The sequence below is a fragment of the Orrella marina genome (assembly GCF_003058465.1).
In the GTDB taxonomy this organism is placed as follows: domain Bacteria; phylum Pseudomonadota; class Gammaproteobacteria; order Burkholderiales; family Burkholderiaceae_B; genus Algicoccus; species Algicoccus marinus.
Genome location: NZ_CP028901.1, coordinates 3905883 through 3919933, shown reverse-complemented (window position 1 = coordinate 3919933; position 14051 = coordinate 3905883). Strand labels below are relative to the sequence as shown.

Genomic DNA, 14051 nt, shown 5'->3' with positions numbered 1-14051 from the left:
TGGCTGACAGCAGCATAGATGGCGAGCCTGACTCCGGCACTGATTCGGCACGGCTATGGCTGCTTCGTTCCCGACCTGACCAGGTTCACCGCTGAACCATGCGGAGGGGCCCGCCACCCCGAATTCTAGCAGGCTTGCAGAAAAACGCCTCAAGCAACGTTCAGAAACTCATCTCAACCCAGAGATCGTCAACCGGAAAGTAAAGCGCAGCCTTGGCATCTCTTCCGTCAAATGCACGTAACTGGTCAACATATCGCAGCATCTGTGGCCGATAGCGCACCATCATGCGCTCTTTGAACATATCTTCAGTTTCGTCCGGATGCCGGCTGGATGTCTTGTAATCAACAACCAGCCAGTGACTACCCTGATCAATCGCCAGGTCCAGAACAGACACCACTTCATCATGATCTACAAGCGACCATTCAACCCTTGCCTGAGGCTGCGAGAGCAACCACTTCCCGCGCTCGCTTGACACCATTGCCTCAAGCCCGCTGATGACCTGTTGCGCGGCTTTCTCACGCAATGCAACCGGCATGCCCAGGCGGGCAAGTTGTGTCATGACTTGTCCAGGCCCTGGCAGCTCTGGTGAACTTACCCCGCTAAAGCGTGCAAACCATGCATGCAAGAGGGTGCCAATCAGACGATCAGGACTGTCCTGCGCGGGCCACGCTGCAAATCCATAGCTTTCATGCTGGGCCAGTACCTTGTGCGTTTCCAGTCGTTCAGGAAGGCTCGCTCTGCGGATCATCGCTGGTGCACGCCACCCCGGTCCAGAAGATGACGCATCCCCGGTTTCAGACTGCCCCCGCAATCGCTCAACAGCTTCATCCTGAATCGCCTGCGGACAAAATCCCCACAACTTGCCCAGCAAGGACTTCTCGGAAACCTTCCTGATCCCTCCTGACTTGCTGTCGATGCTGATGCGTGCAACCAGATGCAGTGCCTGTCTTGCGCGGGTGGCCGCAACATACAAAAGTCGATCTGTCTCAAAATCCTGCCTGACAGCCTCTCGCTTGCCAAGATACTGTGCAATCGGGTCCTGTTCCTGCTGTGCGCTGGCTTTAACCGGACCAAAGAGAACCCGTGAACCAACTTGCTCAATGCGCACCAGCGGGGCTTGATCGTTTCGAGGCGACCGTTCGAGCCCCATCAGAATGACCTCCTCGAACTCAAGCCCCTTTGCCTTGTGCATGGTCATGATTTCGATGGCTCGGTCACTGGTCGCAACCGGCGTTGCAAAGAGCTTGCCCAGATGCTTTTGTAACCGGTCCATGTCCAGATGGCTATGCTCGGCCAGACCGTCCATCAGGTTAAAGACCGCCTGGGCATCCTCAAGGTCTGATGCATCACTCACCAGCCCTGGACCGCCAAGCGTCATCCAGAGCGACTCCAGTCGTGCCGCAAATGGCTGGTGACCATCATCATGCAAAGCATCAAGCAAGACAGGCGCGACAACTCGTAAACGTTGACGCTGCTGCGGCTCCATTCGTTTCTGAAACGTCTCGTCCCGGATCCAGTCTGCTAGCACCTGCACCACGGTGTGGCGCGGCCGCTTCCAGAGCAAGGCATGCAGACTGGAGAGCGTCAGCCCGCACCACGGTGCTCTGAGCACGGCGATCCAGGAGGCGCGATCGGCCGTATGCACCATCGCGCGCGCCAGCGCAACCAGGTCCATCACGACAGGGCGATCCCCGAGTGGCTCGAGATCAATCGCCCGGGTCGGCAGTCCCGCTTTGCGCAAAGCCAGCGTCACCCGTCCAAGGTGCGACCGGGCTTTGACCAGAATGGCTACTGGCTTGTCCGACTCGGCATGGGTTTCCCAGGCCGACCTCGCAAGCTCGAGAACTTCCTGCTCGATCGCCTCATCATCACCCTGAAGATGCCAGCTGACTGCCGGCTTCCCGGACGGGGGATGCCAGGCAACCGAGGGGCTGTAGCGAATCGCTCCCATCTCGTCTGAGTCTTCGTCAGGCAGCACCCGGGAGAAGACCTCGTTGACCCACTGCACAATAGAGCCACTTGAGCGGAAGTTTTCTGTGAGTTGCAAGCAAGCCAGATCCACTTCACCAATTCCCAGATCACGGACCTGCAGAAACAGGCCTACCTCCGCCTTTCTGAACCTGTAAATGGACTGCATCGGATCGCCCACAATGAAAAGCGTCCTGTCATCGCCTGGCTGCCAGCCAGAAATCAATGTCTCAAGCAGGTCCAACTGGGCTTTGCTGGTGTCCTGAAACTCGTCAACCAGAAGATGGGAGATCTGCTGATCCAGTCTGAGCAGAAGATCGCTTGGGTCATCCGCATGCCCCAGCGCCTGGGTCGCGCGCTGAGCCACCTCAATGAAATCGACTTCAGCTCGCGCAGTGAACTCCAGCTGAAGTTGAGCCACCGCAAGCATGAGCACACGAGCCTGGGCCGCGAGAATACCCCCTTGCCCGGGCGTGAAGTGAGGCTGCGGCATGGATCGCACCGCGTGCAGTTGCCTGCACCACCGCGGCGCTTCCTTGGCGTCCCAGGCAGAAAGCCATTGCGACAAGGTATCCTTGTGGGCTGTATTGCGGTCACACCCTTCACTCTTGGTCAGACGTGCGCGTGGCCCACCGCTGCTGGTCAGCAACAACTGGGCCAGGCCAATCCACTGCGGCAGCTGGTCAGGATCGTCGGTCAGGCTCCCTGCTTCCCAGTCCAGCAGCGCAACAATCTCGCGCTTGTCACCGGGCTCTGGCACCTTTTCTGCAAGCGTTGCAGCTGCCATCCGAGCGGGCTCTGCCAGTTGATGCTGCCATCCGGCAGGCATCGCCTGTACCAGTTCACCCAGCTCCTTTTCAAGGGTTTCGCGAAGATAGCCTTCCAGGCGATCAAGGGCATCCTCGGCGTAGATATGGCCGATCAGCGGCAACCACTGATCACGCTGTGCCAGCATAAAAGCAATGCCGTCAATCGCCGCTGGCACATCGACATCGAGATGCTGCAGCAGTCGGTCGACCGCCAGGTCCTGGCCCGCCATCGACAGCACACCTGATGCGGCTTTGCGGTACAACTCCTGGGGATCCTCGCTGATGCTGGGCATGCCACCGAGTGCACTGAACCACGGCATCGACTTGACGAGCGACGCACAAAAAGAATCAATGGTCTGAATACGCAGCCTGGAAGGCTGCTCAAGCAGGTTCCATCCCATGCGCCGATCCTGCTCAAGCGCAGCGCGGGCCAGCAACCAGCCCTGTCTTTCATTCAGTGCATCCGGTGGATGATCATCGAGCGCAAGCTGCAGTTTTTCCAGCACGCGGTTGTGCATCTCGCCCGCTGCCTTGCGAGTGAAGGTCATCGCCACGATCTGTTCCGGACGCTCGACTCTGGCCAGCAATGCCACAATACGATCTGTCAGGAGCGATGTCTTCCCGGAACCTGCTGGTGCCTGAACAATGAAACTGCGAGTCGGATCAACTGCCTGTGTGCGGGCATGGTGGTCTGCTGGCAATCGCTCAGTCATCCCCACTCTCCTCATGAAGACGCAGGATGTGCCGGATGTCGCAGTACTTCAGGTCGCCAAGACTGTGACTGACATTCGATGCCTCACCGTCCTGAAACTCCCGGGCCAGGCGTTCGAGCTTGTCATCCCACTCCTGCAGCGTGGACACCCACTGACCTTCAGGCAGCTTCTTCAGCGCTTTGCCCACTCCCTTGGCAGCATCATTGTCTCCGACGACTTCATAATCATCCCTCGCCACACCGCCAATCTCGAGTTTGCGAGGATGCAACTGAACCCAGCATATCGCAACAGGCCACTCGCCCTTTGCAAGTCTGAGGGCGCGCACGTAGGCGAGCATCTGAATGTCGACTGGCCGCTCGCGCGCCCAGTCCTTGAAAGGATCGGCACGCGATATGCCGGTCTTGTAATCCAGCAAGACCCAGCCCATTTCGCGACTCGTTGCGTTGTCCGGCACGCTATCGAGACGGTCGATCACGACTTTGATCTCCAGCATACCGAGCTTCAAGTGGTAGGGACTTTCCATCTCGACCACCTCAAACGCGGCTCGATCCGACTCTGCATCCAGCCACTGATTCACCAGCACAATTGCCCGGGCCACTTCAAGGGGAGTCAACGCTCTTGGCCAGTCTCCCAGCATCAGCATCGACAGGCTGGTCACCGTTTCTTCTAGCCAGTAACGGAAGTCCTCCGTTTTGTGTTGTGCAACCAGACCGTCATGATCTCGCAACTTCTCCCAGACTGCACGCATGACAGCGTGCATGAATTCGCCTCGCTGCGAGCGCTGCGGCGTACTGGCGTACGGTTCAAGTCCGCGGGTGTTCAAACGGTGCCGAACAAATGCCCACATCGGGTTTCTGGACTGGATATCGAGGACCGAGACCCCGCCATGGATCAGCTCGTCAGCATTCAGAGGCGGACATTGGCCATCCTCCCAGATTTCAAGCGGAATCGACTCATGCAGACTGGAGTCATGGGCTTGCGCGCACTCGACGGGTGGTGCAGATGGTTCGAGTGATGCCATGAACGGTGAGGGTCTGAGCGCCTGCTGCTCATCCCGGGCAGGCCAGCTCATGGTCACGCTCGGAGCAAGTGCGCACAGTGTCTGAAACATACTTTGGGCCCACTCCCGCTCACGCTGTGCCGTTGAACGCGGAGCCTGCGCCTGGCTGAGTGCCGGTCTCGGCAAAAGCGGATTCGGACTGACAGCTGCCGGCAGGACAGAATCCGTCATATCCATGACCCAGACCCCATCCCACTGTCCTCCCTCAGACTCCAGCAGACCCAGCACATCAAGCCTGGCACTGCGATCCCGCTGGGGCTGGAACACAGCCTGCCGGGCGAGCGACTCGATTTGCGACAGCGCCTGCTGCCAGCTCACTGCCCCAAAAAAGTCGTCAAACCCTGCGACTTTGACGAGCAAGGCATCCAGCGCCTGAACGGCTTGAAAACCAGTTGATGTCCTGGCGTGATCGCCCGGAAATCCAACCAAACTCATGGATTGGCGAAACAGAGATACCCATTGGTCCCAGCGCTCAATGCTGGAGGACTCGACTGATTGCCACAGATCGAAGACGGCCGACCAGGCCGGGCCCAGCAAGGGCAGCCCTTCCAGCGCGCGCAGCCAGTCATCGAGGCTGACATTCATGACCCCAGCCTGACGCCACCTGGCATCAATCATCGCCCGGTCACCTCGCTCGGCAATATCGCCGGCACACAATCCGGCCAGCATGGCCTGCCCTGCCAGCTCAACAGGTACGGCTGCGCGCGCCCTGAGCAAACCTGTCACCCGTAGCCAGGCGAACATCGCCCGCACGGGCGGCCAGTGCGCCAGTGGCGGCGCCACGGCAACGTTAAAAGCGTGGTCAGGGGCAAGCGCGCGCTCCAGCAACCGACGCGCATGATCAGCCTTGGACTGCAGATCCGGCACCACTATTGCAAAGCGCCCCTGCGGCTGGGTATCAAGCGCCCGTCTGGCCCAGTCAATGGCCTGCTGCCACTGTTGTGCATCACCTGGACTGCGAATCTGGAGAGGGGGATGCTGGCGAGGCAAATCCTGTGCGATATATTCATACACGGTCCGGCCTTGCTGCCCGATCGCGACGATCATTCTGTCCACCACCTTCGATCGTTGCGCGAATCCCGCAAACACCACATGATCAGCCAGGGCAATACGTTCGTGCACTATCCAGTCCTGCATGGACAGCGCAAGTCGGGTGCGATCAATTGCTCTGAGTTGCGCCAGACGCTCCTCATAGGCTCGCTGCCACTGCAGGAACTGTTCGTACTCGGGCGTGGACCAGGCAGGATCAACTGTCACATCCCAGTGCAGCACCAGTTCATCTGCCTGACCTGCCAGTGTGGCGAGCTGCTCGACATCGATCAGTCCGCGCATACCATCCTGCTCATCACGCAGGGCAATCACCTCGCGCCACAGCAACCGGGCTACAGCGGGATCGAGCACGTGGACCGGATCCTGCTGCTGCGTCGCATCAAAGCTGAGATCAAACGCGCATTGCGTCATCCATGATCGCCACGGAAGAATGACCGGCAAAGCGGTGCTACCCGCCTCACGCTTGCGTGCGTACAACGAAGTCATCGACCGGCTAAGACGGTTATTGACCGTCAGGATCAGGGTGTTTTCCGGGGGGAGGTCCAGCAAGGCATCAAGGTGCAGGGATATACCCGCGCGTCCAGTCATGCCTGGAACCCGCACATCGTCGCAATGGTTTCCCAGTTCAACTGCATGCCGGGTGTCAGGTATCCCAGAAAGCCAAAGGCGAGCAGGATCAGCAGTCCTGCCCAGGTCGCAATACGCATGATCCGGAAGCGGTTCCCGGAATGGCCATTTGACGAGACAGAACCGCTTGTCATAGAAAACTCCCTCAGGCGGGTTGCACGCGAGCCAGCACTTTCAAAGGCTGCTCCCTGATTGGCAGACACAACGCGCCAGCAATCAATGCCAGAGCAATGCCAATCCACCAGACAGCGTCATAACTGCCGGTCACAGCCTGTACCTTACCGCCAAGCCACACACCCGTAAAGCTTCCGATCTGATGTCCAAGAAACACCATGCCAGACAGCGTTGCGGCAAAGCGCAGTCCGTAGATCTGCCCGATCAGCCCCTGGGTCAACGGAACAGTCCCAAGCCAGAACACCCCCATCCAGGCGGAAAACACATAAACCACCCAGGGAGAAAGCGGCATGAACATCAGCCACAGCATGCCGACAGATCGCAACGCGTACATGCCCGCCAGCAGGTTCTTCTTGCTGTATATCCCGCCCAGACGACCTGCCCAGTATGACCCGAAAACGTTGAACAAGCCAATCAGCGCGATCGCGATTGCACCTGTAGACGCGTTCAGTCCGGCATCCACCACAAAGGCTGGCAGGTGCAAGGTGATAAAGGCCGTGTGAAAGCCACAGACAAAGTAGCTCCAGAACAGAAAATGAAAACTCGGATGGTGTAATGCCTGACCGATGGCCTGTTTCATTGACTGTTCGACCCCACCCATGGCACCTGGCTTGCCGCGCAGAAACCAGGCCAGCGGGATGGCGGACGCCAGAAACAGCGAGAACCACCAGAACGCGCCTGTCCACTCGAAGGTATCAATCAGCAACTGACCCGTCGGAACTACCAGAAACTGACCAAGAGAGCCGCCTGCACTCGCAATTCCCATGACCGTGCTGCGCTCGCTGACGGGTGCGTTCCTGGCAACCACCGGGAGTATCACGGCAAAGGTGGTGCCAGCCTGTCCGAGACCAACCAGGACACCTGCAGTCAGGTACAGCTCGAGTTCCGTGCCAGACATCCTGGCACCAATCAGGCCAGCTGCGTAAAACAGTGCCGAGAGCGCGACCGTGCGACCCGAACCGAACTTGTCGGCCATCATGCCCGCGACAATTGCCCCCAGCCCCCACGTCAAGTTCTGGATGGCAAACGCCATCGAGAAAACTTCGCGTGACCAGCCATGGTGCAGCCCCATTGGCTGCATGAACAGTCCGAACGTGGCTCGGGTGCCCATGGCTAGCAAAACGATGAAGGTACCGACGATGATCGGCGGCAGATTGAACCCTGCCTGTGGCTGGTTTTGTGAAACCATGCTGAATCCGGAAGGAAAAAAGGAACCTGGCAAGGCTCCTGAGGAAGTCGGGGAAATCGGATGGCGCCGCCGGCACGAATCGAACGTGCGACTCCCTTCTTAGGAGGAAGGTACTCTATCCCCTGAGTTACGGCGGCGGCAACGAGAGTTTAGCAAGACCGCGCGCTTCATGCTCGTGGATGATGCCGGGCATGAAGATTTTTTATCCGTTCCCTTGCGACGTGGGTGTAGATCTGGGTCGTTGAAATGTCAGCGTGCCCGAGTAACACCTGGACCACCCGCAAATCCGCACCGTGGTTAAGCAAATGCGTTGCAAAGGCATGGCGTAACACGTGCGGCGACAGCGGTGCCTGGACACCCGCCACCACAGCATACTTTTTCACCAGTTGCCAGAAGCCCTGACGAGACATGGCGCACCCACGCGAACTCAGGAACAGGGCAGAAGACGTCTTGCGCCCGAGCAGTTCCATTCGGGCCTGTTCCATGTATCGCTCGACCCGGAAGGCAGCCTCGGCGCCCAGCGGCACCAGTCGATCCTTGCCTCCTTTGCCTTGCACGACTCGCACGACACCATCATTCAGACTGACGTCCAGCACACTCAGCCCCACCAACTCTGACACCCTGAGTCCTGTCGCATAGAGAACCTCGAGCATCGCCCGGTCTCGCAAACCGTATGCGGTATTGAGTGGCGGTGCCCCGAGCAGCACGTCAACCTGGGCCTCTGTAAGGGTTTTTGGGATACGTTGTGGCTGCCTGGCAGGCACGACCTCAAGGCAGGGATCATGCGTCATCAGGCCCCGTCGTCTGGCCCAGAGAAAGAAACGTCGCAGACTCGCGAGCCGGCGGTTCACGGTACTGGCGCGCGCCTGACCAAACCAGTGTGCCATCCAGGCGTGCACATCCTGCGCCGAAGACTGCCCAAGCTGACGGCCGCGTTCAGTGGTGAGCCATTGTTCAAACAGAATCAAGTCTCGCCGGTACGCATCCAGCGTATTCCGGGAAAGTCCATCCTCGAGCCAGAGCGAATCAATGAACTGCCCTATGGTCTCCGACTGAACCGGAGCGCCAGACGGTGCCGATGCGGCAGAAGAAACAGAAGAAACCGAGGAACCCGATCGTCCCGCTTGCACAGACTGGACCACAATTACCTCATAATCAACTTAAACCCGCCAGAATGAAACACAGCGGCAGATAGTTATCAAACACCCGCGCAATGACAAAACCGAACCCAACGTATACGCTACGGAAAGATTTACTTTGGATATTGTCAGCCAGGTTGCGCCATGCTTACCCATGCCGTGAGGGCTCAAGACAGCGTTCATGACAGCGTTCCTGCCTGACGTCACAATAACGGGTTTGAGAAAAAATGTCACAAACCGTTCCTTGTCACCAGCTGCTTGGGACGCTCACTGCTGTGCCAGGCCGTACAGATGCATTCTTTGACCCTTCTTTCTTGAGCCGATCTCCAGCCCTTTACAACCACTGTGCTGCACATCTGAACTATCCAAGCCCCCATGTCTATCACCTGGCTCGTCCTGCCCGACTTTCTTCTGATCCTTCTCGGATGGGCTCTGCATCACAAAGCAGGCTTTCCCAAGGCGTTCTTCACCGAACTCGAGAAGCTGATCTACTACGTCCTGTTTCCAGCCTTGCTGTTGCAATCAATTCTCAAAGCGCCCATCACTGCCACAACCGCCGGTGACATGCTGATTGCGGCTGCAGGACTGGCCGGTGCTGGCTACCTGATGGCGCTGCTGGTCGGACGGCTCACCCGCGCCCCCAGTATTGCACTGGCGTCATCGGTCCAGTGCGCGTTCCGGTTTAACACCTATCTCGGGCTGGCTCTGGCCTACGGCCTGGGTGGTGCTGCCGGGCAGTCCATCATGGCATTGATCGTCGGCCTGTCGGTACCGATCGTTAACGTACTGGCGGTCTATGCGCTGGCCCGGCATCAGAAAACAAATATTCTCGGTGCGCTGATCCGCAATCCGCTGTTCCTGTCGACCATTGCCGGACTCGCAGGCAATCTGGGAGGGCTCGAACTGCCTGGGCCGATTGACAGCACCCTCGGGCGACTGGGTGCCTCTGCGATTGCCTTGGGCATTCTCTGTATCGGACCCAGCCTGAGCTGGCAGGCATCCCGAAATCTGGGTGCGCTCATCAGTTCAATGGTGCTTGTCAGGCTGGTCGCGATGCCAGCCATCGCCTGGGCAACGGGGGTATTTCTGGGGCTTGACGCACTGAACCTTCAGATGCTGGTACTCTTTGCCGCCCTACCCTGTGCCACCACCGCATATGTGCTGGCGGTTCGCATGGGCGGCAACGGGAACGTGGTGAGCCTCATCATTTCCGCGGGAACACTGGCAAGTGCCATCACCATCCCGATCTGGATGAATCTGCTTCGCTGACCCAAAATCTTCCATGGATTGTTGCAAAATGACAACACACCATCTGAAACTGAATCTGCAGGATGAAACCGCCACTGAGAGACTGGCACAGAAACTGGCCAGCACCATCCTGCAAGACCACGCCAGCGCGCCTGTACAGAGTGATCAAGCAGCTGCAGTCATCCATCTGAGCGGGGACCTCGGTGCCGGCAAAACCACCTTTGCCAGGGCCTTCTTGAGGCAGTGCGGAGTCACTGGCCGCATCAAAAGCCCGACATTTGCACTACTTGAAGCTTATAATGTTTCTAGCTTAAACTTTTATCACATTGATTTTTATAGGTTTAGCGACCCAAGAGAATGGGCAGATGCTGGTTTCCGAGATCTCTTTCAACCCGATTCAGTGGTCCTGATCGAATGGCCTGAGAAAGCGGATGGCACGTTGCCCACTGCAGATGTGCTGATCCAGCTCGATGATCACGACCCCGGTCGGATCGCCGTGCTGGAGGCAAGGACTCCGAGAGGGACGAGATGGCTAAACAAACTGCAAACCAATCCGTGACCGAACAATCCGGCCAGGCCAGTCGCCGCAAGCTGCTTCAGGCGGCAAGCGCGCTGCTTTGTCTGCCAGTATTTCCAAAAATGGCCCATGCGGCCAGTGTGCTGGCTGTTCGTACGTGGCCAGCACAAGAGTACACACGTGTCACGCTTGAACTCGACAGTGAGCTCAAGGCCGAGCATTTCACACTCGATAATCCGCACCGGATGGTGGTCGACATTGACGGTCTGACCATGAATTCCGCACTCGACAAGCTGGTTAACAACATCAAGCCCAACGATCCCTACATCAGTAGCCTCAGGGTGGGCCAGAACCGGCCAAATGTGGTGCGGATCGTGATCGACCTGCGTCAGCCAATCGCACCCCAGGTCTTCACGCTCAAACCGATCGGTGATTACCAGTACAGGCTGGTACTGGATCTTTATCCGACAGTTGCCCAGGATCCGATTCTGGCTTTGCTCAAAGATTCACCCGACATCATGGAGGGCGATGATCCGCTGGCGCAGATCATTGAAGGACTCGGACAATCTACAACACCGGCAATCGAGCCACCACCCGCGGCCCGACCATCACCCCCTCCCGTGGCGAGCGCCCCTGGCCGAAGCACCCAGCGTAGCCGACGCCAGAGAACGCTGACCATCGCGATTGACGCTGGTCACGGTGGAGAGGATCCTGGCGCAGTCGGCAAAGGCGGCACGTACGAGAAGGATGTAGTGCTCGCAATTGCAAAACGCGTCAAGTCACGTGTAGACGCCACACCAGGCATGCGTGGTTACCTCACACGGGACGGTGACTATTTCGTGCCCCTGCACGTACGGGTGGACAAGGCCAGACGAGTCAAGGCAGACCTCTTCATTTCCATTCACGCGGATGCGTTTGTCAGGCCCACTGCCGGTGGCAGTTCTGCATATGTCCTGTCCGAACGGGGTGCATCCAGTACGGCTGCGCGCTGGCTGGCCAAGAAAGAGAATGCAGCGGATCTGATTGGCGGCGTCAATCTGGGCGCCACCAACAAGAACGTAGCAGCAATCCTGATCGACATGTCGACATCGGCCCAGATCAAGGACTCCAAGAAGGTGGCCCAGTCGCTACTGCTGCATCTGGAGAAGGTATACCGACTGCACAAACCTCAAGTCGAGCAGGCCGCATTTGCCGTCCTTCGCGCACCCGACATACCTTCTGTCCTGGTAGAGACGGCGTTTATCAGCAACCCGAAGGAAGAAAGACTACTGCGCAGCTCGTCCCATCAAGACAAGTTCGCCCAGGCTATCCATCTGGGCATCACGAACTTCTACACCGCCAACCCCCACCTGGCCATGGCGGACTGACTCGATCCACTGACTGTGTAACAGCCGTCCCCATCCAGCCTGCTCTGGCCTGACCTGTCTACTCAGGAGCATGCCCGAACAGACCAGATGGGAGGCTCGAGTCCATTGCTTACACATCAATTCCGGTTGCTGGCGTATTTGAGCGCCCGGCTACCCCACGCCCCTTGCATTTCCCTCTGAGGCATAATGAGAGGCTCGTTACTGACTCTTGTTGATGCCTTGATTTGATGAAATCCATTGCCCTGCTCGACGACCGTCTGATCAGCCAGATCGCCGCTGGTGAGGTGATTGAACGTCCCGCATCTGTGCTCAAGGAGTTGATGGAGAACGCCGTCGATGCACTCGCCCGTTCGATTGATGTTCGTCTGGAAGCAGGTGGCATCCGGCGCATCGCAGTCATTGATGACGGGCACGGCATAGCCAGCGAGGAGCTGCCACTGGCTATCAAGCGGCATGCTACCAGCAAGATCCGTAGTTTGTCTGATCTGGAGAACGTCTACTCGATGGGGTTTCGCGGTGAGGCGCTTGCCTCGATTGCATCGGTCTCCAGGCTCACCCTGATTTCACGAACAGGTGATTCACAGAACGCCTGGCAGTGGAGTGCAGCCGGTCAGGTGGAGCCAGCCTCCGGCCCCGTCGGGACATGTGTAGACGTTCGAGGTCTGTTTGACGATGTACCTGCCCGCAGAAAGTTTCTGCGTACAGAGGCGACCGAGCTTGCGCACTGCATGGAGACATTGACCCGGATTGCGTTGTCGCATCCTGACGTGGCATTTCGAGTGTTCCACAACGACAAGCCACTCAAGCACTGGGCTTGCGGATCCATGATGCAGCGGGTTCGGGATGTGCTGGGTGATGAGTTTTCGAACCAGGCAGTCGAGATTGACTCGGGCAATGCGCTTGCACGGCTGACCGGGGTCGTCACCCGACCGACCGCAGCACGGGCCAGAGCGGACAGGCAATACCTGTTTGTCAATGGACGACACGTCAGGGATCGCACCGTATCTCATGCAATCAGGGCAGCCTATGCGGACGTCCTGCACGGTGACAGGCAACCGGCCTACGTCTTGTTTCTTAACATTGAGCCCCATCTAGTCGATGTGAATGTGCATCCTGCCAAGCATGAGGTGCGATTCCGTGACAGCGGTGCGGTACACCGACTTGTTCAGCAGGCAGTCACCACTGCGCTGGCCAGCATGAACAAGCCGCAGGCAGAACAAGCAGGGCGAGTCGACAGATCTGAATCAGAAACGCGCAACCCGGCATCGGCACCGGATGGACCGGATACCCATCAGGTCGCTTCGCCAGTGGCACACCAGCAAGCTTCATTACCTCTGAATGAGCCGGCGCTTGCCCCGCTGTCAGGTCAGCCCACTTCAAGTCTTGCGCCACCCGTGCAACAATCTCAGGCCGCGCCAGGCCACTCCTATCCGTCCCCCGCAGCGAGCAGACCCGATGCCAGTCGTGCGCAACGCGGGACGTGGACCCCTGGACAGGAGAGTGCCTGGCAAGCCGCACACCAACCTCTTCGCGAGTCCGCGCAGCCCCCTACGCAATACGTGCCTGAAGGGACTGTCAATGATCACTCGCCTGATAACCAGGTCTGGCCCCTTGGCCGTGCCGTCGCACAGATCCACGGCATTTATATCCTCGCTCAGACACAGGACGGGATGATTCTGGTCGATATGCACGCCGCTCACGAACGCGTTGTATACGAGCGCCTGAAAGCCTCGCTCGACACCCGGTCCGTTGCCCGACAAGGCTTGCTGGTGCCACTGGTGATGCAGGCATCCGAGATTGAGGTTGCCACCGTTCAATCTCACTCGGAGACCTTGCTTCAGATGGGATTCGAGATGACGCCAGGCGGCCCACAATCTCTGATCATCCGGGCGGTCCCCTCCATACTTGCCAGGGGAGACCTTGAATCACTGGTCCACGGCGTGCTTCAGGACATTATCGAAGTGGGAATCAGTGCGCTCCTGACCGAACGACGAAACGAGTTGCTAGCGACCATGGCTTGCCATGGCGCGGTCCGAGCCAATCGCCAGCTGACGCTGCCGGAAATGAATGCCTTGTTACGACAGATGGAGCAGACAGAGCGCGCCGATCAGTGCAATCATGGTCGCCCGACCTGGGTGCACTGGCGCCTGAGCGATCTGGACAAACTGTTCCTTCGAGGACAATAAGACG

At 58.4% G+C, this 14051-nt stretch carries 9 protein-coding genes, 1 tRNA gene and 1 other RNA gene; 4 read left to right on the top strand and 7 right to left on the bottom strand.

Annotated elements, in window-relative coordinates:
• Window positions 1-17: 17 nt before the first annotated feature.
• From ffs to xerD, 7 genes are all read right to left on the bottom strand, one after another.
• An RNA gene (gene ffs, locus DBV39_RS17875) (signal recognition particle sRNA small type) lies at window positions 18-115 on the bottom strand.
• A 45-nt stretch (window positions 116-160) separates the two neighbouring features.
• On the bottom strand, window positions 161-3490 hold the full coding sequence (locus DBV39_RS17870) for a UvrD-helicase domain-containing protein (protein WP_108622737.1): 3330 nt from the start codon (window positions 3488-3490) through the stop codon (window positions 161-163).
• Window positions 3483-6188: a PD-(D/E)XK nuclease family protein gene (locus tag DBV39_RS17865; protein WP_108622735.1), complete on the bottom strand. Its 2706-nt coding sequence runs from the start codon at window positions 6186-6188 to the stop codon at window positions 3483-3485. Before DBV39_RS17865 ends, DBV39_RS17870 begins: the two co-directional genes overlap by 8 nt.
• Window positions 6185-6361, bottom strand: a complete 177-nt coding sequence (locus tag DBV39_RS19610; protein ID WP_159079027.1) for a hypothetical protein — start codon at window positions 6359-6361, stop codon at window positions 6185-6187. Before DBV39_RS19610 ends, DBV39_RS17865 begins: the two co-directional genes overlap by 4 nt.
• An 11-nt stretch (window positions 6362-6372) precedes the next feature.
• Window positions 6373-7590 (bottom strand): MFS transporter, encoded by a 1218-nt coding sequence (locus tag DBV39_RS17860; RefSeq protein WP_108622733.1) that lies wholly within the window; start codon window positions 7588-7590, stop codon window positions 6373-6375.
• Window positions 7591-7651: 61 nt separating this feature from the next.
• Window positions 7652-7727 (bottom strand) — tRNA-Arg (locus tag DBV39_RS17855).
• A 30-nt stretch (window positions 7728-7757) separates the two neighbouring features.
• Window positions 7758-8633 (bottom strand): site-specific tyrosine recombinase XerD, encoded by an 876-nt coding sequence (gene xerD / locus DBV39_RS17850; RefSeq protein WP_227870941.1) that lies wholly within the window; start codon window positions 8631-8633, stop codon window positions 7758-7760.
• Between the two features lie 471 nt (window positions 8634-9104).
• Between xerD and DBV39_RS17845 the strand changes: the two genes are divergently transcribed.
• The 4 genes from DBV39_RS17845 to mutL all read left to right on the top strand — a co-directional run bounded on the left by DBV39_RS17845 (window position 9105) and on the right by mutL (window position 14047).
• A complete protein-coding gene (locus tag DBV39_RS17845) occupies window positions 9105-9998 on the top strand; it encodes an AEC family transporter (RefSeq protein WP_108622732.1) in 894 nt (297 codons plus the stop codon).
• Window positions 9999-10026: 28 nt separating this feature from the next.
• Window positions 10027-10536 (top strand): tRNA (adenosine(37)-N6)-threonylcarbamoyltransferase complex ATPase subunit type 1 TsaE, encoded by a 510-nt coding sequence (gene tsaE, locus DBV39_RS17840; RefSeq protein WP_108622731.1) that lies wholly within the window; start codon window positions 10027-10029, stop codon window positions 10534-10536.
• Window positions 10506-11861 carry an N-acetylmuramoyl-L-alanine amidase gene (locus tag DBV39_RS17835; RefSeq protein ID WP_108622729.1) on the top strand — a complete coding sequence of 452 codons (1356 nt, stop codon included), beginning with the start codon at window positions 10506-10508 and terminating at the stop codon, window positions 11859-11861. Before tsaE ends, DBV39_RS17835 begins: the two co-directional genes overlap by 31 nt.
• Window positions 11862-12088: 227 nt before the next feature.
• Entirely contained in the window at window positions 12089-14047 is a 1959-nt protein-coding gene (gene mutL, locus DBV39_RS17830) for a DNA mismatch repair endonuclease MutL (protein ID WP_108622727.1), read from the top strand.
• Window positions 14048-14051: the final 4 nt, after the last annotated feature.